The organism is Microlunatus sp. YIM B11417 (assembly GCF_059617205.1).
Genome location: NZ_JCAMPJ010000001.1, coordinates 36,515 through 54,973 on the forward strand (window position 1 = coordinate 36,515; position 18,459 = coordinate 54,973).

The 18,459-nt window shown below is 70.1% G+C and carries 20 protein-coding genes; 10 read left to right on the forward strand and 10 right to left on the reverse strand.

Features of this window, described 5'->3' with window-relative positions:
- The first annotated feature begins 1 nt into the window (after window position 1).
- Both AC6CCG_RS00210 and AC6CCG_RS00215 read left to right on the forward strand, forming a co-directional pair.
- Window positions 2-1,705: an ABC transporter transmembrane domain-containing protein gene (locus AC6CCG_RS00210; protein WP_496652411.1), complete on the forward strand. Its 1,704-nt coding sequence runs from the start codon at window positions 2-4 to the stop codon at window positions 1,703-1,705.
- Window positions 1,702-3,483: an ABC transporter ATP-binding protein gene (locus AC6CCG_RS00215; RefSeq protein ID WP_496652412.1), complete on the forward strand. Its 1,782-nt coding sequence runs from the start codon at window positions 1,702-1,704 to the stop codon at window positions 3,481-3,483. The genes AC6CCG_RS00210 and AC6CCG_RS00215 overlap by 4 nt, the downstream gene beginning before the upstream one ends.
- A 6-nt stretch (window positions 3,484-3,489) precedes the next feature.
- On the opposite strand, the gene AC6CCG_RS00220 is transcribed toward AC6CCG_RS00215, so the two are convergent.
- The 4 genes from AC6CCG_RS00220 to AC6CCG_RS00235 are packed head-to-tail and all read right to left on the reverse strand — an operon-like array spanning window position 3,490 to window position 7,194.
- On the reverse strand, window positions 3,490-4,869 hold the full coding sequence (locus tag AC6CCG_RS00220) for an NAD(P)(+) transhydrogenase (Re/Si-specific) subunit beta (protein ID WP_496652413.1): 1,380 nt from the start codon (window positions 4,867-4,869) through the stop codon (window positions 3,490-3,492).
- Window positions 4,866-5,195: an NAD(P) transhydrogenase subunit alpha part 2 gene (locus AC6CCG_RS00225; RefSeq protein WP_496652414.1), complete on the reverse strand. Its 330-nt coding sequence runs from the start codon at window positions 5,193-5,195 to the stop codon at window positions 4,866-4,868. The genes AC6CCG_RS00220 and AC6CCG_RS00225 overlap by 4 nt, the downstream gene beginning before the upstream one ends.
- The gene (locus AC6CCG_RS00230) at window positions 5,188-6,327 is read right to left on the reverse strand and encodes an NAD(P) transhydrogenase subunit alpha (RefSeq protein ID WP_496652415.1); all 1,140 of its coding nucleotides are present in this window, start codon (window positions 6,325-6,327) and stop codon (window positions 5,188-5,190) included. Before AC6CCG_RS00230 ends, AC6CCG_RS00225 begins: the two co-directional genes overlap by 8 nt.
- A gap of 9 nt (window positions 6,328-6,336) precedes the next feature.
- Window positions 6,337-7,194 (reverse strand): GIY-YIG nuclease family protein, encoded by an 858-nt coding sequence (locus tag AC6CCG_RS00235; RefSeq protein WP_496652416.1) that lies wholly within the window; start codon window positions 7,192-7,194, stop codon window positions 6,337-6,339.
- Between the two features lie 156 nt (window positions 7,195-7,350).
- Here AC6CCG_RS00235 and AC6CCG_RS00240 point away from each other — a divergent pair, with 156 nt between their 5' ends.
- The gene (locus AC6CCG_RS00240) at window positions 7,351-7,788 is read left to right on the forward strand and encodes a hypothetical protein (RefSeq protein WP_496652417.1); all 438 of its coding nucleotides are present in this window, start codon (window positions 7,351-7,353) and stop codon (window positions 7,786-7,788) included.
- Here AC6CCG_RS00240 and AC6CCG_RS00245 read toward each other — a convergent pair.
- Window positions 7,752-8,126, reverse strand: a complete 375-nt coding sequence (locus AC6CCG_RS00245) for a VOC family protein (protein ID WP_496652418.1) — start codon at window positions 8,124-8,126, stop codon at window positions 7,752-7,754. The genes AC6CCG_RS00240 and AC6CCG_RS00245 overlap by 37 nt on opposite strands.
- A gap of 32 nt (window positions 8,127-8,158) precedes the next feature.
- Here AC6CCG_RS00245 and AC6CCG_RS00250 point away from each other — a divergent pair, with 32 nt between their 5' ends.
- From AC6CCG_RS00250 to AC6CCG_RS00260, 3 genes are all read left to right on the forward strand, one after another.
- On the forward strand, window positions 8,159-8,746 hold the full coding sequence (locus tag AC6CCG_RS00250; RefSeq protein ID WP_496652419.1) for a nucleotidyltransferase domain-containing protein: 588 nt from the start codon (window positions 8,159-8,161) through the stop codon (window positions 8,744-8,746).
- 92 nt (window positions 8,747-8,838) lie between these two features.
- Entirely contained in the window at window positions 8,839-9,780 is a 942-nt protein-coding gene (locus AC6CCG_RS00255; protein ID WP_496652420.1) for a phosphotransferase family protein, read from the forward strand.
- Window positions 9,781-9,850: 70 nt separating this feature from the next.
- Window positions 9,851-11,314: a hypothetical protein gene (locus tag AC6CCG_RS00260; RefSeq protein WP_496652421.1), complete on the forward strand. Its 1,464-nt coding sequence runs from the start codon at window positions 9,851-9,853 to the stop codon at window positions 11,312-11,314.
- A 28-nt stretch (window positions 11,315-11,342) separates the two neighbouring features.
- Here the strand turns inward: AC6CCG_RS00260 and AC6CCG_RS00265 are convergent, their stop codons facing one another.
- Genes AC6CCG_RS00265 through AC6CCG_RS00275 form a run of 3 tightly spaced genes read right to left on the reverse strand, consistent with a single transcriptional unit; the run spans window position 11,343 to window position 13,291 of the window.
- On the reverse strand, window positions 11,343-11,885 hold the full coding sequence (locus AC6CCG_RS00265; protein ID WP_496652423.1) for a GrpB family protein: 543 nt from the start codon (window positions 11,883-11,885) through the stop codon (window positions 11,343-11,345).
- A 17-nt stretch (window positions 11,886-11,902) separates the two neighbouring features.
- Window positions 11,903-12,805 carry a phosphotransferase family protein gene (locus AC6CCG_RS00270; RefSeq protein WP_496652424.1) on the reverse strand — a complete coding sequence of 301 codons (903 nt, stop codon included), beginning with the start codon at window positions 12,803-12,805 and terminating at the stop codon, window positions 11,903-11,905.
- Between the two features lie 30 nt (window positions 12,806-12,835).
- Window positions 12,836-13,291: an NUDIX hydrolase gene (locus AC6CCG_RS00275; RefSeq protein WP_496652425.1), complete on the reverse strand. Its 456-nt coding sequence runs from the start codon at window positions 13,289-13,291 to the stop codon at window positions 12,836-12,838.
- Between the two features lie 28 nt (window positions 13,292-13,319).
- Between AC6CCG_RS00275 and AC6CCG_RS00280 the strand changes: the two genes are divergently transcribed.
- A complete protein-coding gene (locus AC6CCG_RS00280; RefSeq protein ID WP_496652426.1) occupies window positions 13,320-14,249 on the forward strand; it encodes a serine hydrolase domain-containing protein in 930 nt (309 codons plus the stop codon).
- Window positions 14,250-14,253: 4 nt separating this feature from the next.
- Here the strand turns inward: AC6CCG_RS00280 and AC6CCG_RS00285 are convergent, their stop codons facing one another.
- Window positions 14,254-14,667, reverse strand: a complete 414-nt coding sequence (locus AC6CCG_RS00285) for a VOC family protein (RefSeq protein ID WP_496652427.1) — start codon at window positions 14,665-14,667, stop codon at window positions 14,254-14,256.
- 249 nt (window positions 14,668-14,916) lie between these two features.
- Between AC6CCG_RS00285 and AC6CCG_RS00290 the strand changes: the two genes are divergently transcribed.
- Window positions 14,917-15,747: a nitroreductase/quinone reductase family protein gene (locus AC6CCG_RS00290; protein ID WP_496652428.1), complete on the forward strand. Its 831-nt coding sequence runs from the start codon at window positions 14,917-14,919 to the stop codon at window positions 15,745-15,747.
- Here the strand turns inward: AC6CCG_RS00290 and AC6CCG_RS00295 are convergent, their stop codons facing one another.
- Entirely contained in the window at window positions 15,748-16,353 is a 606-nt protein-coding gene (locus AC6CCG_RS00295; protein ID WP_496652429.1) for a TetR/AcrR family transcriptional regulator, read from the reverse strand.
- 66 nt (window positions 16,354-16,419) lie between these two features.
- On the opposite strand from AC6CCG_RS00295, the gene AC6CCG_RS00300 reads away from it, so the two are divergent.
- Window positions 16,420-16,905 (forward strand): YqeB family protein, encoded by a 486-nt coding sequence (locus AC6CCG_RS00300; protein ID WP_496652430.1) that lies wholly within the window; start codon window positions 16,420-16,422, stop codon window positions 16,903-16,905.
- Window positions 16,906-16,950: 45 nt separating this feature from the next.
- Window positions 16,951-18,306 (forward strand): polysaccharide pyruvyl transferase family protein, encoded by a 1,356-nt coding sequence (locus AC6CCG_RS00305; protein ID WP_496652431.1) that lies wholly within the window; start codon window positions 16,951-16,953, stop codon window positions 18,304-18,306.
- Window positions 18,307-18,459: the final 153 nt, after the last annotated feature.

The window sequence follows — 18,459 nt, forward strand, 5'->3', positions numbered from 1 at the left end:
CGTGGCAACGAATCCGGCCCGAGGGCTGCTGCGCACGGTCCTGCGCAATCAACGCCGCCGGACGATCCTCGGCGGCCTGCTGGTCACCTCGCACCAGGTCTGCGAAGCCCTGGTCCCGTTGGCGATCGGCCTCACCATCGATCTCGCGGTGTCGACCGGTGACCCCACCTCCATGATCATCGCCGTGGTCGGTGTGCTGGGGCTGTTCGCCGTGCTGGCCTTCTCGGCGTCGTACGGCTATCGCACGGTGGACACCGGCGCCTACACGGAGGCGCACCGGCTGCGCTCCGACGCCGTCCACGGCGTGCTCGCCGATCCCGCTCGCGGCGCGGACCGGCGGACCGGTGAACTTCTGTCCATCGCCACCTCGGATGCGGTGGCGACCGCCCACGTGATCAACAACGCGGCCGTCCTGTTCGCCGCCGCGGCCGGCATGATCGTGTCGATCGTCGTCCTGCTCCGGGTCGACCTGGTGCTCGGCCTGGCCCTGGTGATCGTGGTGCCGCTGCTGCTGTGGGGCGTCGACCGGCTCAGCCCGTGGCTGGAACGCCGGTTGCACGCTCAGCAGCAGACTGGTGGGCTGGCTGCCGCGACCGCGGCCGAACTGGTCGCCGGTCTGCGTCCACTGCGCGGGTTCGGCGGCGTCGGCGAGGCGATCCGGCGGTACGGCTTCGCCAGCCGGGCCTCGCTCGACGCGACCCGGGCCGCCGCCACCGCCTCCGCGGTGGTGACCGGCTCCGGCCTGCTCGCCACCGGCTTGATCATGGCCGGCACCGCGATCGCGGCCGTGCTGATGGCGCTGGCCGGCCGGATCACCCTCGGCGAACTGGTCACCGTGGTGGCGATGGTCTCGTTCCTGGCCGACCCGGTCCGTACGGTGGCCTCCTGCATCGCCGGGCTCGCGGCGGCCCGGGCCAGCGCCGCCCGGCTGTTCCCGTTGCTCGGCCGTACCGGGCCGACGGCCGACCGCGAGGCCGAGACCGGGCCGTTGATCTTCGACCGGCTCGGCCAGGGGCCGGTCCGTGATCTCGGTCTGACCGTCCGGCCGGGCACGCTGACCGGCATCGCGTACGCCGACCCGGCCGCGGCGACCGCGCTGCTCGGCGTGATCACCGGCGAGACCGTACCGGAGCAGGGAGCGGTCACCTGGGCGGGCCGGCCGACCGCCTCGGTGCCGCCTGCCGAGCTGCGGCGCCAACTCCTCGCCGAACCGCACGCGACCGAACTGCTCGGCGGCAGCCTCGGCGAGGCGCTCCGGACCGACGAACGGCCGCCCGATCCGGCGGTCCGGACCGCGGCCCTGACGGCTGCCGGGGCGGACGACGTGATCACCAGCCTCAGTCACGGCTCCGGCGACGAGGATCCGGACCGGATGATCTTGCTCGACCAGGCCGCGAACCTCTCCGGCGGTCAGCGGCAGCGGGTCGCGCTGGCCCGTGCCCTCGCCGCCGGCCGGCCGGTGCTGGTGCTGCACGATCCGCTGACGGCCGTCGACGCGGTCACCGAGGAACAGGTGTCCGGCCGGCTCCAGGATGCCCGGCAGCAGATCACGCCCGGCGCGGCGACGGTGGTGCTGACCACGTCGCCGGCCCTGCTGGCGCGGTGCGACCAGGTGGCCTGGCTCCCCGCCGACGGCCCTGCCCGGGTCGCCGACCATGATCAACTCCTGGCCGATCGCGACTATGCGGCGGTGGTGCTGCGATGACGGCACCTGCAGGTGAGCTGCTGCCGATCGCGTCCGGGCGGGTCACAGCGCGGACCGTGCTGCGGCAGGTGCTGGCGCATCCCCGGCAGTGGATCCCGGCCCTGGTGCTGAGTCTGGCCAGCAGTGCCGGCACGGTGGCCCTGCCGATCCTGCTCGGCGCCCTGGTCGACCAGGTCCCGGTGGTGAGCCGGACCGGCGACACCGGACCGTTGGCCGTCCTGATCGTCGCGCTGGTGCTGGTGATGCTGGCCGGCGTGGCGCTCACGGCCGCGGCCGGCCGGGCCCTGCAACGGCTGGCCGCCCAGGTCGGCGCCGACCTGCGGGAACAGGTCGTCGAGCGGGCGCTGCGGCTGGACACCCGGGTGCTGGAGCGGGCCGGCCACGGCGACATCGCGTCCCGGGTGACCGACGACGTGGAGCTGTTCATGGAGGCGATCCCGGTGCTGTCCGGGGTGACCGCGTCGCTGATCACGGTCGTCGTGGCGGCGGTCGGCTTCGTCAGCCTGGACTGGCGGCTGGCGCTCGCCTTCGCAGCCGTACTGCCGGTGCATGTGATCGGACTGCGCTGGTACCTGCCTCAGGCCGGTCCCCGCTACGCGGCCGAGCGCCGGCTGGCGGCGGAACGGTCCCGGGTGCTGCTGTCCTCGCTGCGCGGGCGGCCGACCGTGCAGGCGTACCAGATGGCGGAGCTGCAGTCCGGGCGGCTGCGCCAGGCCTCGGCCTCGGCCCTGGACGCCACCGTCGGGCTGGTCCGGCTGGTCGCGAAGTTCGGCCTCTGCCTGAACGGGGCCGAGGCCGTCGGGCTGAGCGCGGTGCTGGCGACCGGTTTCCTGCTGGTCAACGCCGACTTGGTCAGCGTCGGCGCGGTCACCGCTGCGGCGCTGCTGTTCCACCGGCTGTTCGGGCCGCTCGGCTGGCTGCTGATGTCGGTCGACGACGTCCAACGAGCCGGCGCGGCGCTGTCCCGGATGGTCGGCGTCGCCGGGATTCCCGATCCCGAGCCGGCTCCGCTGCCAGCGCCCTGTGGCTCCGTCACGGTACGGGCCGAGGGCGTCGATCACGCCTATGTCGAGGGGCGGCTGGTGCTGGACCGGGTCGATCTCGAGCTGCCGGCCGGCAGCTCGGTCGCGCTCGTCGGCGCCAGCGGAGCGGGCAAGACGACGTTGGCCGGCATCATCGGCGGCGCGATCACGCCGACTCAGGGGCGGGTCGTGCTGAACGACGGCGAACGCGAGTTGATCTTGTCGGCGGACACGGTGGTGGACGAGGACGAACTGCGCGACTGGGTCGGCATCGTGGCCCAGGAGACCTACGTCTTCACCGGTACGCTGCGCGAGGAGCTGACCCTGGCCCGGCCGGGGATCACCGACGACGAGATCTGGATGATCTTGGAACGTGTCGTCGCCGACGGTTGGGTACGGGCCCTGCCGGACGGCCTGGACACGCCGGTCGGGCCGAACACCGCCGTACTCAGCGCGGCCCACGTGCAGCAGCTGGCACTGGCCCGGCTGCTGGCCCGCAACCCGCCGCTGGTCGTGCTGGACGAGGCGACCGCGGAGGCGGGCAGCGCCGGCGCACGGCAGCTGGAGGCGGCCGGCCGCTCGTTGATCAAGGACCGTACCGCTCTGGTCGTCGCGCACCGGCTGACCCAGGCCCGGGAGTGCGACAAGATCGTCGTCCTGGACGACGGCAAGATCGTCGAGGCCGGCAGCCACGACGAACTGGTCACCCTGGGCGGGCGCTATGCGGCCCTGTGGGCCAGTTGGTCGGCCCACTGAGAGTTCTCAGAGGGCCTTGGTCTCGGCGAGCAGCTTGCTCATCGTGTCCTTCGCGTCGCCGAACAGCAGCGTGGTCGTCGGCGCGAAGAGCAGCTCGTTCTCGATCCCGGCGAACCCGGGCCGCATCGACCGTTTCATGAAGATCACCTGCCGGGCGTCGCTCACCTTCAAGATCGGCATCCCGTAGATCGGCGCCTTCGGATCGGTCTCGGCCGCCGGGTTGACCACGTCGTTCGCGCCCACCACGAGCACCACGTCGGCCTGACCGAACTCGCCGTTGATCTCGCCCATCTCCTTGAGCTGCTCGTACGGGACCTGGGCCTCGGCCAGCAGTACGTTCATGTGCCCCGGCATCCGGCCGGCGACCGGATGGATGGCGTAGTCGACCCGGGCGCCGCGCTGCTGCAGTTCCTCGACCAGCTGGTGCAGCGTGTGCTGCGCCTGGGCGACCGCGAGACCGTACCCGGGGACGATGATCACCCGGCTCGCGTACCCGAGCATGATCGCCACATCGGCCGGCCCGGCGGACCGGACCGGGCGGTCGCTGGCCGTCGTCGACCCGAGCGTCGAGCCGCCGCGGAGCGCCCCGAACAGGGTGCTGAACAGCGAGCGGCCCATCGCCCGCGCCATCAAGATCGTCAGCAGCGTGCCGGCGGCGCCGACCAGGGTGCCCGCGACCAGGAGCAGCAGGTTCTCGAAGACGTACCCGGTGGCGGCGACGCTCAGCCCGGTGAACGCGTTGAGCAGCGAGATCACGATCGGCACGTCGGCGCCGCCGACCGGCAGCACCAGCAGCACGCCCAGGGCCAGGCCGAGCAGCGTCAGGATGCCGCCGACCGCCACCGAGGGAACCAGCACGACGCCGACGGCCGCACCGAGGGCCGCGACCAGGCAGGCGACGTAGGCGATCGGGTAGCCGAGGAACGTGACCGGTCGGGTGGTCATCCATTCCTGCAGCTTGAGGAAGGTGACGATCGAACCGGCGAAGCTGATCGAGCCGACCAAGATCGTGAACGCGGTCGCGATCAGGTCGATCGGCGCCGGCCGATGGCCGGCCATGGTGCTGAGCTCCACCAGGGCGATGATCGCCGCCGCCCCGCCGCCGACGCCGTTGAACAGCGCCACCAGCTGCGGCATCCCGGTCATCTTCACCCGGTTCGCGCCGACCACGCCGACCGCGGTGCCGACGGCGATCGCGAGCAGGATCGGCAGCACGTGATCAAGCGGCGCGGCGAAGAAGACGAGCACGACCGCGACCACCGCACCGGCGGCGCCGACCAGGTTGCCGCGCCGGGCCGTCTTCGGCGACGACAATCCCTTCAACGCCAGGATGAAGCAGACCGCCACGACGAGATAGCCGAACTGCACCCAGGCCGGCGTGATCACGACTCGACGTCCTTGCTCCCTGAGCCCGTCGAAGGGCCGGGCAACTCCTTGCGGCCGGCGAACATCCGCAGCATCCGGTCGGTCACGACGAACCCTCCGGCCAGATTGATCGAGGCCAGCACAACCGCCACCAGGGCAAGGACGAGCACCGGAGTGGTGGTGGCGGTGCCGGCCGCGATGACCGCGCCGATCAAGATCACGCCGTGGATCGCGTTCGCGCCCGACATCAGTGGCGTGTGCAGGGTGGAGGACACCTTGGAGATCGTCTCGATGCCGACGAAGACGGCCAGCACGAAGAAGATCAGCCAGACCATCGGGTCACTCATCCGCGATCACCACCGTCTCGTCGATCAGGGACGCCGCCGGCCCGTGGGTGATCCTGCCGTCCCGGGTCAGGCACATTCCGGCCACCACCTCGTCCGCATAGTCCGGTGCGAACCGCCCCTCGGCGGTCATCAGCATGATCACGTTCGCGACGTTCTGGGCGTAGAGCCGGCTGGCCGGCCCGGGCAGCTGACTCGGTACGTTCGCGCCGCCCCAGACCCGGGCTGCTCCGATCCGGGTGACGGTGCCCGGCTGGACGTCCTCGACGTTGCCGCCGGTGTCCGCGGCAAGGTCGACGATCACCGAGTCCGGCTTCATCTGCTCGGCCATCGCGCGGGTGAGGAGGATCGGCGGCTTCCGGTTCGGCACCGCGGCCGTGGTGATCACGGCGTCCGCCGCCGCGAGGTAGGGGGTGAGCCGCTCCTGCTGTTGCCGGGACCGTTCCTCCGACATCTCCCGGGCGTAGCCGCCGGCTCCGTCCAGCGGTGGCAGGCCGAGGTCGATCGCGATCGCGCCCATCGAGGCGATCTCCTCGGCCGCGGCGGGCCGGACGTCGTAGCCCTTCACCACCGCGCCGAGCCGGCGGGCGGTGGCGATCGCCTGCAGCCCGGCCACACCGGCGCCGAGCACCACCACCTGCGCCGGCGGAATGGTGCCGGCCGCGGTCATGCTCATCGGGAAGAACTGATGCAGCATCCCGGCCGCGACGATCGCCCCGCGATAGCCGCTGACCATGGCCTGCGACGTCAGCGCGTCCATCGACTGGGCCCGGGAGATCCGCGGCACCAGGTCCATCGCGAACGAGGTGATCCCGGCGTCCCTGCGTAGCCGTACCGCCTCGAGGTCGTGGCTGTACGGCAGGAAGGACAGGGTGGCCGTGCCGGGCGGCAGGCGGTCGATCCGGTCGGCCGGCAGGGGTTGCACGCCGATGATCAACTCCGCGCCGTGCAGCGCGTCCTCGGTGATCGTGGCGCCGGCCGCCGTGTAGGCGTCGTCGGTGATCATCGCGCCCTGCCCGGCCCCGGGCTGCACCGCGAGCTCGTACCCGGCCTTGATCAGTCCACCGACCAGCTCGGGCACCATCGCCACCCGGGCCTCACCCGGAACCGACTCCCTCACCAGCGCGATCCGCACACCGCGAATCTAACCGACCGGGCGAAGGACCGGAGTGATCTCCGCGCGAATCAGCGTGCGCAGGGTGTCGGCGTCCAGCGGGCCGGCCGGCAACCCATGCCGCAATCGGCGTTCCCGCAGTCGTCGCGGACCCGCCCGGAAGAACAGCCCGGCCGACGCGAGATCCTTCCGCAGGCCCGGCTGGTGGAAGGCCGGCCGGGCGGCCGCGCGCTCGAGCAGTTCGGCGGGCAGCCTGGCCCGGCTGCCGGAGAGGAACCGGTGCAGGGCTTCGCGCAGCGCGGGATCGACGGCCACGGTGTAGGAGTCCGGCGCCGATCTGGTCAGGGTCGCCGGCGTGTGCCGGCCCGTCCCGGATGCGGCCCAGAGCAGGCGGAGCAGCGCCGTATAGCCATCGCTGCAAGCGATCCCGAGCGGTGCGCCCTGACCTTTGCCGAGGTGCGGGAAGCAGCCGTAGCTCCGGCCGTCCGCCGACGGTGCCGGGGTAAGGCTGAACCGGAGCTGGTCCCGGTGATCTTCGGTGATCGTGAGGTACGGGATGCGTGGCAGCGTCGCCGGATCCCCGTCCCGGCGCCGCTGCGCGTTGTGCGCGGGCCGGAGCGCGAAGATCAACTCCTCCTCGCGCCAGAACGCCTGCTCCTCGTCCACCGCCGGCTCCCAGACCACCCGCCGCGCGAGCCCGTACTTCCGGTCCAGCCAGTACTCGGTCGGCTTGGCCGCCGCATGCTGCCGGAGCCGCTGCCGCAGATCGGTCGCCTTGCCCACGTACAGGATGTCGTCCGCGTCGCCGAGGAACAGATAGACGCCGGGCCGCCGCGGCGCCTCTCTGGCGGCCGCAGTGATCACCGCGAGCCCACCCGCCGTGTCCATGGCACCATCCTGGAGCCTCGGGTGGCCCGAGAGTCAAGGTGCCAGAATCCTGCCGTGCGCGGAGATCTCTTCCTGCTGGCCGGCGGGCAGGCCGTCGGCAAGTCGACCCTGTGTCCGGAGTTGGTCCGACAGGCCTCCGGGCCGATCGTGCTGGACATGGACGAACTGCTCGAAGACGGCTGGCTGTTGGGGCATCGGATCGGACCGGATCTCGCTCCCGAGATCGGCGCCGCTTACGATCGACTCTGGCTCCGTGTTATTGATCTTGTCCGCCGCGCGGGCCATCCGGTGATCTTCCTCTGCCCGACTCCGCAGGCGAGCGTCCTCGCGGATGGACCGCTCTTCGCGGCGCCGATGCACTGGGCTCGGTTGGCCTGCGGCCGAGCGGAACGTGAGCGGCGGCTGCGCTACCGGGGCTGGTCGCCGGCCGAGGTCTCGGACTTTCTTGACGATCCGGGCCACGCGGCAACCGAGGCGCTGATCCCTCGCGAGTTCCGCACGGATCGATCGAGCCCTGCCGAACTTGCGCGCGACGTGCTCGCCTGGGTCGCCGGGACTCAGTCCGGGGTGAACGGGGTCAGGCAGAACGGGTGACCGCCGGGGTCGAGGAGCACGGTCCAGCGCGGGTCGGGCTGCTGCTCCGGTTCGGTCGCTCCGCAGGCGAGTGCGTACGCGGTCTGCTCGGCAAGATCGAAATCGTCGCTGCCGAGGTCGAGGTGGACGATCGAGCTGCCCGGCCAGGCCGGCCTCCGGTGATCGGCAACACCCTGGGCGATGAGCACCACGTCTCCGGCTCGTACCGCCGCGGCGCCGTCGTCGGACCACAGCAAGGTGCCGCCGAGCAGTCTCAGGTAGAACTCGGCGAGCTGCTGGGGATCGGCGCAGTCGAGTGAGATGCCGGTGATCGCCAGGCCGGGACGAGGACGTTTCATGGGCCGAGTCAACCACCCTTTAGCCTGATCGGATGGGGTTGGAGGACGTACCCGAGGTCGGCCGGCGCGCCGAGCTGGCGGAGTTCGCGGTCGCCCGGCTGACCGCCGTGCCGGGCGTGGTCGGCGTTCGGCCCTTCGGGAACTTGGCGGCCGGTGGTGCGGATCCCTACTCCGACATCGATCTTGTCGTCGAACTCGACGGCGTCTCCGATCGGTCCTTCGCCCTGGACCTTCCGGCCCACCTTGCGTCCTTGGGCCGACCGTTGATCACGGGTTGGGGTCTTGATCGGCTCCCGGACACGTACGTCCGAACGATCTATCTGGCCGACTATCCGCTGTTCTGGCATCTCGACATCGGCTGCTCCGGCGGGCTGCATGAGGACGATGCTGATCTTGGCCGCCGTGATCACTGGCCGCAGATCCGGACCGAGGTCTTCCTTCGGCACATCTCGGCCCGGGCCGACCGGTCCCGGCTGGCCGGTCCGGCCGCGGTCCGGTTGGGGCAGGCTCTTGACCTCTGCGCCGAACGTGCCCTGGGCCGCGGCGCTCCGTGGGCGGAGGTCTATCACCGGTGCAGTCTGCTGCGTGCGTCCTACCTGCCGGCCGGTGACCCATCGTGACGCCGCAGTGGGGTACGGCTGCTTGGCGTGAGGCCGCCGAGCGATGGGCTCGGGAACGGGTCCTGGAGCTCGGGCTGGAACCGGGAGGGCCGATGGCCGAGGTCTCGGTCCAGGCGTGGTCGGCGGTCTGGCGCCTGCCGACGGGCGAGGGACCGGTGTTGATCAAGCAGACGACGCCGGCGCGTGATCATGAGGGCGGTGCGACGGCCTTCGGTGCCGACTGCGAGCCGGAGGTTGTCGAGCGTCCACTCGTCGTCGACGCGGCAACCGCGCGGATCCTGCTTCGCGACGAGGGTCCGACCCTCTACGAGAGCGATCATGATCATCGAGGCGTTGAGCTCGAGAGCGTCACCGCTCTGCTCACGGACTACGCACGGCTGCAACAAGCCACGATCGGTCGCGACGCGCAGGCAGCGGAGGCGGGGATCCCCTTCTGGGACTGCTCTGTCGCCGCTCGTACCGCACGAGGGCTGGCCGAACGACTGCACGACCTCCCGGCCACGGATCCACGGCACGTACCGGACGAAGGGGTGCGGCGCCTTCGGGCGGCCACGGCGGACCTTGACCGCGCAGCCGAGCGTCTCGCCGGCTCACCCCTACCGCTCTGCCTTGATCACGGCGACCTCTGGCCGGGTAACGCCCTGCCTCCGCGGGCCGACCGGCGTCGCTTCCGGCTGATCGACTTCGGTGACGCGGCCTGGACTCATCCGTTCCTCTCCTTGATCATGATGATCATCGAGTGCCGCTACCGCTGGTCCGTGCCCGACCTTCCGGATGCTCTGAACCTTGATCATCCCGCCGTGCGAACGATCATCGACGCCTTCCTGGACTGTTGGACCGGCTACGCTCCGTTGGCCGACCTGCGCGGGTTCATGGCCGATGCACTCCGCATCGCGCCGTTGCGTCGATGCCAGGCCTGGATCACCAACCTCGCCGATGCGGACGATGGCGCGCTGGCCCGGCACGGCCACCTCCCGTGGAGCTGGCTGCAGGACGTGACCATCCCGGTGGTCGGTTTGGATCGGCCCTCCTAGCACCGGCTGCCGCTGAGAATGTCCTTGTTTCGTAGGGTTTCTGTCAGTCGGGTCAGCTAGAATTGGCTGTATGTTCGAATCGTTGGAGGCGAGGGCTGCCGGGTACGGCACCGCCGACATCCTCAAGGCTGCGGGCGGGTTGCGGCGTGCCCGGATCGCGGCGGCGAACGAACTCCTCGTCTGGACCGCCGCCTGGGTGGATGCGCATCCGGCGGAGTCGATCACGGACCACGGGCCGGGGCTGGCGCAGGCGGTCCGGCCGGGCGGTGAAGGAACTCCGGAGGTGAACGACCTCGCGATGATCGAGTTCTTGACCAAGATCGGCAAGGGCCATACCGCCGGAATGCTGTTCATCGGGGACGTGCTCGATCTGCGGCACAGGTTGCCGTTGTTGTGGGCGAAGACGATGCGCTGTGAGGTGGAGGAGTGGCAGGCCTGCAAGATCGCCCGCCTGACCCACCACCTGACCATGGCGCAGGCGGCGCAGGTGGATCGAGCGGTGGCGTGGTTCGCCGGGACGCAGCCGTTCGGGAAGCTGCGCGACGCGGCGGAGGCGGAGATCTTGCGGGTCGACGGTGAGCGGGTGCGAGCCGAGTACGAGGTGCGCCGTAGGTGGCGTGGGGTGTGGCTGTCACAGACCGATGAGTACGGGCACAAGGCGGTGTTCGGCAGGTTGGAGCCGCTGGCGGCGCTCAGGTTGTATGCCCAGGTTCAGGAGTTGGCCGATTGTCTGACGGAGGGCAGTGCGGATGAGCGGCGGGCGGAGGCGTTCGGCCTGTTGGGCGATGTTGGCGCGATCGCCCGGTTGCGGGCGCGGCGGCGGCAGCCGGAGTTGTTCGATGAGGAGCTGGCCGAGGCGGTGGCCGCGCTGACGCCGCACGACGAGCCCGAACTCAGAATCGAGGAGTCAGACGTTCATCCGGCACTGCGGGACCGATCGACCGTCGTGGAGGTGGAGTCGATGATCTTCGAGGCTGCGGTGGAACGGCTGGTGGCCAAGCTGGACCCGGCGGTCCTGCGGCCGACCTCGACTGTGGTGGTGCATATCGCGGCCGAGGACCTACCGCGAGCCGAGGGCGTGTGCCGTGTGCCGGGGGTCGGGCCGAGCTTGAAGAGCGTCGTCAGCGAGTGGTTGAGCCACGATCGAGTGGCCGTGCGGCCGGTGATCGACTTGAACGAGGTGCCGCCGCCGGTGGATGCCTACGAGATCCCGGACCGGCACCGCGAACACGCATTCCTGCGCCAACCGGCGAGCGCGTTCCCGTGGTCGACCGCGACCCGGAAGCTCGATCTTGATCACACCGATCCCTATCAGCCGAGCGGTCCGCCGGGCCAGACCCGCGTAGAGAAGCTGGCCCCGCTGGCGCGGATCGAGCATCGCGCCGTGACCCATGGTGGTTGGCGACGGTGGAGACCGGACCCGACGACGATGATCTTCCGGTCACCGCACGGGAATGTGTATCTGACGAACCGTTCCGGGACTCATGATCTTGGTACCGGACCGGTCGCCCACGCCCTCTGGGCCGCGCTCTAGTTGTGCTGAATCAGTCCGCCCCGTGACGCTACGCATCGCTCGGGCCTGCCTCCCAGCCGGTGTCCCGTGCCCAGGCGTCGGCCAGGCGGATGGTTTCCCAGACGAACGGATCCTTGGCTGCAACATAGGCCGGGCGATCGGTCGCGAGCAGCGGCGAGAGTTTGCGTTTGAGCTCCGCGTACTCCGTGGCTCGCGATGCGTCGACGCGGAGATAATCCCGGAACAGCAGGGCGAACTGCTCGGAAAAGCTGCCGGAGCGGCGTACGTGGAGGTGGGTGCGGGGGCGCGGCGGCAGCTCGCGGAAGTAGCGCTTGGTCAACTCCGGATTGTCGGAGCGCCAGACGAACCCACAGGATTCGATCTTGGCCCGATAGGACTCAACCGGATCGAGGTTCGCGACCGAGACCTGAAGGTCGATGATCGGCTTCGCGGCGAGACCCGGCACGGCGGTCGAGCCGATGTGATCGATACGCATGGCTACGTCGCCGAGGGCGCTCCGGAGCTGCGCGCCGACGACGGCGAATTGCTCGGGCCAGGCCGGTGAGTAGTCGGCGAAGATCATCGCGTCCATGATCAGGTTCTCCTCGGTCAGGCCAGGGTGTGGTCCAGCAGGTTCTCGAGGCCGAGGCGGACTCGGTCGGCGGTGAGGTCCGGGCGGCTGCGGGTGACGCCGGGCAGGATGTGGGCGGGATCGGGGAGGAACCCGAGGATGTCGCTGATCATCCAGAATCGGGCGGCGTCGGGGTCCGGGTCGAGGCGTCCACCCTGAGCGACGTACGCCGCTCGGAAGGCTTCGGCTTCGCCGACGCCGTGCAGCATCGCGAAGTCGGAGCACAGATGGGCGATGTCGAGGTCGGGCGGTCCCCAGGACAGTTCGGCCCAGTCGATCAGCCCGCTGACCCGGTCGCCCTCCCACAGCAGGTTGCCGAAGTGGAAGTCGCGGTGCAGCAGTCCGTACGGAGTCGGCGGCGCCCCCGCCTGCCAGAAGGCGATCGCGCGTCGCCACAGCTGGGGCCGCCGGGTCCAAGGAGGCACCTCGAGATGGCCCGAGCCGCGGTAACCGAATACCGGTGGGCGTTCTGCCTCCGGTACCGGCATCCGGTGCACGGCCATGGCGAGCCGGGCCAGTTCGTCAATCGCCGTAGGTCCGAGCGGGGTGAGCCGGGTGGCACCGGGCTGCCAGCCGAGCAGGTTGGCCGGGCCACCGGCGTCCGCTCCGTCCGGATCCGTCGCGAGCAATCGTGACACGGGCAGCGCCGAATCGGCGAGCAGCCGAAGGGCCATCGCCTCCCGCCGTACGTGCTCACGACCGGTCTCGCCCCACACATCCGGAGCAGCCCACCGGATCACCAGGTGATCATTGTCCGCCAGGCGCAACAGCCACTTCGTGTTCGTGATGCCACCGCCGACCTGGGCGACCTCGACGATCGGGTACGGCGAGTGAGCCGCGGCCCAGGCCCGCGCGACGTCGGGCAGTCCAAGTGCCGGCATCGGGCCATCGTCCCAGACGTCCGCGGAGAGTCAGTGCTGGATCAGGCCGCCGACCGGTACGCCGGCCACATGACCTGTCGGCGGCAGTTCCCGAGCCAGTGCGAGCCCGACCTCGACCAGGGACGATCGGGGCAACTCGGCCACTGCGTCGAGCGGCGTCCAGGTCAGGGCGGTGGTGTCCCCGTTCGGCTCCGGCCGGGCCTCGCCGCCGGTGATCCGGACCCGGTAGAAGACGCCAACGTTCTGGTGTTCGACCCCGGCCCGGCTCTCGGCGGCCGGAATGAGCCGGGAATCGACGCCCAGCAGCCGTTCCACGACGGCGTCGTGCCCGGTCTCCTCCCGAACCTCGCGAACCACGGTCTCGAACGGATCCTCGCCCTGCTCGACCCGCCCGCCCGGCAGCGTCCAGGCGCCCGAGACGTGGTGGACGAGCAGCACCCTCCCGTCCTTGATCGACACCGCATACGCTGCGAGGCGGAAGCTCATGCCCGGACCCTACTGATGAGGAGGTGGCATGAACGAGGCTCCCCTCGCGCGTCTGATCACCCAGGCGAAGCAGTCCGGGACGTCCCAGCTCGTTCTCTCCCGCGGCGAGGAGCGGCTCGCCGAACTCGCCGACGGCGGCCGGCCGATCGCCACGATGTCGGTGACCAAGTTGATCGTGGGCCTGATCATCGGGCGGGCGGTACGGCTCGGGCTGCTCGACCTCGACTCCCCGGTCTGCTCCTGGTTCCCCCAGTGGCAGCAGGGCCCGAAGGCGAGGATCACGGTCCGCCACGTGATGGGCCACGTCAGCGGCCTGGCGGCAGACACCTGGCCCCAACTGAATGCCGCGCCGCCGGACGACTACGTCGCGTACGTGATCAACGACCTTCCGCTGGTTGCCGAGCCGGGCACCGTGCAGGCGTACAACAACGCCGCCGTCTCGGTGCTGCCGGCGATCATCACCAAGATCACCGGCAGGCCGTTCCTCGACTTCGCCGCCACCGAACTGTTCGGTCCGCTCGGGATCGAGGACTGGACCTGGGGCACCGACCCGGCCGGAAACCCTTTCGGCATGGCGAGTGCGGCGCTCACGGCCACCGACCTGGCGACCCTGGGCGAGCAGTTGATCGCCAACGGCCGCGGCGATGATCGACTGCTGCCGCCGGGCTGGGTCGACACCTGCCGCCGCCCGCCGATCCCCGGCGCCCGCGCCGGCCTGCTGTTGCTGCAGCGCTGGCCGCACGAGGATCCGGACCGCACCGGCGAGCCGTTCGCCTATGGGCACGACGGCTCGGAAGGTCAGTACCTCTACGTCTATCCGCGCTCCGGCCTGGTCATCGCCCGGCTGCGCGACTGCGGCCTGGCCGAGGGCAGGTTCGAGCCGAGCACGGCGGAGCAGGTCTTCTCCGAACTGCCCTGGCTCGGCGCCGGGGTCGACGCCGCTCTTGCCGAGAACTGAGCGCTCAGTCCTGCTTCGGATAGATGTCGACCATCCAGGCGATGCCGAACTGGTCGGTGCACTGACCGTACTCATCGCCCCAGGCCTGCTTCTCCAGCGGCACGCCGACGGTGCCGGCCGCGGAGAGATGATCGAAATAGGTGCGCAACAGCGCGTCCTCGTCGCCGCTGATGCTGATCGTGACCGTGGTGCCGGGCTTGTGCTCCATCCCGGGCATCAGGTCCGATCCCATCAACGTGTAGCCGCTCGGCGTCTTGAGCATGGCGTGCATGATGCGGTCCTTGACCGCGACGTCCTCGGCGCCGAACTCGCCGAACGTGTTCATGGTGAGCTCACCGCCGAACACCCGCTGGTAGAACTCCATCGCCTCCTTCGCCTCGCCGTTGAAACTGAGATATGGATTGAGATCCGAGGTCATGACCCCTCCCTGTGTCGTCCTGTGAGTCACGCTAGACCCGCACTCCGACAGTCGCAGCAGAACCGCGAAAACTTGATCTTGGCCGAATCGCCGAGCTACAGTCCACGACGTGACGACCGGGTCGGCCATGGGCCATGAGCGAGAGAGTTCTCCGGTCGACCTCTGATCGGCCCGCGGGCGCGAGGCCCGCCGCAGTCCTCGGAACAGAAGCTTCATTTTCCCTTTCCATCAAGGAGATTCCGAGGACCATTGACCGACTTCAACCATGCCGTCATCGAAGAGTTCCGCAGTAACCACGGACGGGTCGGCGGCCCGTTCGAGGGTGCCCGGCTGATCTTGCTGACCACCACCGGAGCGCATTCCGGCCGCTCCCACACGGTGCCCCTGGGCTACCTGCCGGACGGCGGTGACCGACTGCTGGTGATCGGCTCCGCGGGCGGCAGCCGCCGGCATCCCCAGTGGTACCGCAACCTGCTCGCCCGGCCGCGGGCGATCATCGAGGACGGCGTCTTCCGTTACCCGGCCGACGCCGCGACCCTGACCGGAGCGGAGCGGGACGCCGCCTTCGCCCGCGCCGTCGAGGCCGATCCGGGCTGGCTGGCGTACCAGGAACAGAGCGGCCGGACCTTGCCGGTCGTCGCCCTGACCGCTGCCGGGCAGGGACCGCCGGAGCCGATGACCGGCGGGTCGCCCGGAACCATGCTGATCACCGTGCACGACGCCTTCCGTCGCGAACTGGCACTGATCCGGCGCGATCTCCGTACCCCGGGTTCGACGGTCGGAGCCCAGTTGCGGATCGACTGCCTCACCCTGTGCGCCGGACTCGGCCACCACCACGCCGCCGAGGACAAGGCGATCTTCCCGATGCTGGCCGACCGCCATCCGGAGCTCGGGCCGGCGATCGAGCGGCTCACGGCGGAGCACACCAAGGTCGCGACCCTGCTGGACCGGCTACGGCAGGCGCTCGCCGAGAACCATGCCGATCGGCAGCGACTGGCCGAGGCCGTCGATCAGTTGACGGCGGAACTCGAAGATCATCTTCGGTACGAGGAGGACCAGTTGGTCAGCATCCTGGGCTGATCATGGCCGGGCTCCGATCGCACCGGAGAGACTGCGCGCGAACAGCTGTACGGTCTCGCGCCGCGAATGGCCGAGCAGCCCGTGCTGCCAGGCGCCGGCCATCAGCATCCACAAGGTCAGCGACACCCAGTCGGCCGGCAGGTCGGGATCGATCGACCCGTCCTGCTGGCCGCGCAGGATGACGCCGGTCAGCCCGCGATCGGACTCCTCGGCGTCGGACCAGGTGTCCGGATCGACCAGCGCGTTGTCGGAGAAGATCAACGACAGCGCGCTGCCGAGCTGGAGCAGTTCCTCGCTGAGCCGCAGGATCGCCTCGAGCCCGGGCCCGTCGTCGGGATGGGCCCGGATCGCCGCCAGCGTGAACTGGCGATGGCACTCCTCGCTGACCGCGGCCAGCAGTGCGGCCCGGTCCGCGTAGTAGCGGTGCAGCGTGGACCGGCCGATACCGGCGGTGGCGCAGATGTCGGCCAGGGTGGCGTTCCGGTCGCCGGCCCAGGTCTCCATCGCCGCGTCGACGATCGCCCGCCGGGTCCGCGCCGAGGTCCGGGATTCCGCCGCCCCGGCAGGCGCGGGAGGCTCGGCCCCGCCCGAGATCTGTGCTGGCACGACGATCAATGTACCGCTGTGGCACCCGGCTTGCCAAAAATGGCACATTAATGTTTCATTGTGTACGTGAACGAGAAGACTGCGGACGACGCGATCGAGCTCCGGTCGAAGGGCTCGCACCAGGCGATCCTCTTCGCCGCGGCGGTCGTCGCCGGCCTGCTGCTCGGCTGGGTCGCGCCGCTGGTCATCAACTGGGCCCTCGGTATCGGAGGCCTCCCGTTCGAGAAGCCGATGCAGTTGCTGCAGCGAGCCGTGAACTCCTGGGGCGCCTGGGTGCTGATCGTCATCGGTGGCGTGGCCGGCGGTGTGTTCGGGCTGGTGCTGCTCGGCGGGTTGGTCGGGCTCCGGGTGACGGCCCGCGACCTGACCATCCTGGTGGGCTCGGACAAGACCCGGTTCGCTCGTTCCCAGGTGGCCGCCGCGCTGTTCGACGAGGGCCACCTGGTGCTCCGCGATGCCCAGGACGCCGACCTGATCCGGAAGAAGCTCGACGTGTCCGAGGCGGACGCACGAGCGGCGCTGCGGCGCTACGACTGGCCGATCGAGGACTGAACCGATCGACGGCTGACCGGGAACGATAGACTCCGGTGCAGCATCATGACTGAACATTCGAACTCGTACCGACTGCTGCTCCGCGCCCACAAGGACCCACTCCGCGTCGCCTCGGCGGAGGCGACCCTGCGGCATGACCTGATCGGCGGCAACACCGGCAATCTGGTCTTCAGCCAATCCGTCCGCCGTCTGCTCTCCACCCGGCAGGCCGAGATCACCACCGGAGTGTTCCGGCATCCGCCGGACCGGATCAACGCCGAGTTCGATCACCTGGTCGTCCCGCTGGCGAACGCGTTCCGGCCCAACTACACCGAGAAGCTGGACCGGCTGTCGGAGCTGATCGAGCAGTTGACCATCCCGGTCACCGTGGTCGGCGTCGGCGCGCAGGCGACGTTGGGCGGTCGCCGCCGCGACGCCGAGGTGCTGGACCGCGCGGTCAGCCGGTTCGTCCGCGCGGTGCTGCGCCGGTCACCGACGATCGGGGTCCGCGGCGAGTTCACCCACGCCTACCTCACCTCGCTGGGCTTCGCCGCCGAGGAGGTCGAGGTGATCGGCTGCCCGTCGATGTTCATGTACGGGCCCGACCTCAAGATCGCCCGCAAGGTGGACGCGCTCACCACCGAGTCGCCGATCGCGCTGAACATCTCGCCGTACGTCGCCGCGCTCGGGCCGATCTCGCTCGACCACGCGGAGCGCTATCCCAACCTGGTCTACCAGGCTCAGAACTGGCAGACGCTCGAGCTGATGATCAACGGGCGCTACCCGATGGGCGAGCGGGCCAAGATGCGGAGCACCGGCGTCCCGGTGATGCTCGACCATCCGCTGATCCGGCAGAACCGGGTCCGCTTCTTCCTCGATCCGCGGACCTGGTTCGAGCACCTGGCGCAGTACGACTTCTCCTTCGGCACCCGGATCCACGGCAACATCGCGGCCCTGCTCGCGGGGACGCCGGCCCTGGTCCTGGCGCACGACTCGCGCACCCTCGAACTGGCCCAGTACCACCGGATCCCGCACCGCAAGGTCACCGACCTGCCCGAGCGGCCGGATGCCGCCGAGCTCTACGCCGAGGCGGACTGGGAGCCGCTCAACGCCGGCCATGCCGAGCGCTGGGAGACCTTCGCGGCCTTCCTGGACCGGCACCGGCTGCGGCACGTCTACCTGCCCGGCGAGAGCGCCGAGCCGTTCGACGCCGAACTGGCCGCGGCGGATTTCCCGCCGCCGGTGGAAACCCTGATGGGGGCCGACCCGGAGGAGCTGTACGCACTCAAGCGGGCGGCCGAAGCCGCGAAGTCGCCGCGGAGACTGGTCGGGATCGACCGGGACGCGGGCGAACTCCGGCTGTCCTGGTCGGTGGCCACGCGCCGGCTGCGGGGCCTGCTCGGCCGGTCCCGGCAAGGCTAAGAAGCCAATCGACCAAGGGGATCCCCGTACGTGGACTGGGGCATCCCCCTTACATGCGATCGCGTACCCAACTGTCGCTGCTCATCGGATGTGACGACAGGCCCTCTCGATGGAGTCTTGTGCCGTCCCGTTCAAGATCACCACAGAGTGGAG

Bases quoted from the DNA above. Each gene is read 5' to 3' on its own strand.
- AC6CCG_RS00215 (WP_496652412.1), top strand. From the start codon at position 1,702: ATGACGGCACCTGCAGGTGAGCTGCTGCCGATCGCGTCCGGGCGGGTC.
- AC6CCG_RS00225 (WP_496652414.1), bottom strand. From the start codon at position 5,195: ATGAGTGACCCGATGGTCTGGCTGATCTTCTTCGTGCTGGCCGTCTTC.
- AC6CCG_RS00235 (WP_496652416.1), bottom strand. From the start codon at position 7,194: ATGGACACGGCGGGTGGGCTCGCGGTGATCACTGCGGCCGCCAGAGAG.
- AC6CCG_RS00240 (WP_496652417.1), top strand. From the start codon at position 7,351: ATGGACGAACTGCTCGAAGACGGCTGGCTGTTGGGGCATCGGATCGGA.
- AC6CCG_RS00245 (WP_496652418.1), bottom strand. From the start codon at position 8,126: ATGAAACGTCCTCGTCCCGGCCTGGCGATCACCGGCATCTCACTCGAC.
- AC6CCG_RS00250 (WP_496652419.1), top strand. From the start codon at position 8,159: ATGGGGTTGGAGGACGTACCCGAGGTCGGCCGGCGCGCCGAGCTGGCG.
- AC6CCG_RS00255 (WP_496652420.1), top strand. From the start codon at position 8,839: ATGGCCGAGGTCTCGGTCCAGGCGTGGTCGGCGGTCTGGCGCCTGCCG.
- AC6CCG_RS00260 (WP_496652421.1), top strand. From the start codon at position 9,851: ATGTTCGAATCGTTGGAGGCGAGGGCTGCCGGGTACGGCACCGCCGAC.
- AC6CCG_RS00265 (WP_496652423.1), bottom strand. From the start codon at position 11,885: ATGGACGCGATGATCTTCGCCGACTACTCACCGGCCTGGCCCGAGCAA.
- AC6CCG_RS00270 (WP_496652424.1), bottom strand. From the start codon at position 12,805: ATGCCGGCACTTGGACTGCCCGACGTCGCGCGGGCCTGGGCCGCGGCT.
- AC6CCG_RS00275 (WP_496652425.1), bottom strand. From the start codon at position 13,291: ATGAGCTTCCGCCTCGCAGCGTATGCGGTGTCGATCAAGGACGGGAGG.
- AC6CCG_RS00280 (WP_496652426.1), top strand. From the start codon at position 13,320: ATGAACGAGGCTCCCCTCGCGCGTCTGATCACCCAGGCGAAGCAGTCC.
- AC6CCG_RS00285 (WP_496652427.1), bottom strand. From the start codon at position 14,667: ATGACCTCGGATCTCAATCCATATCTCAGTTTCAACGGCGAGGCGAAG.
- AC6CCG_RS00305 (WP_496652431.1), top strand. From the start codon at position 16,951: ATGACTGAACATTCGAACTCGTACCGACTGCTGCTCCGCGCCCACAAG.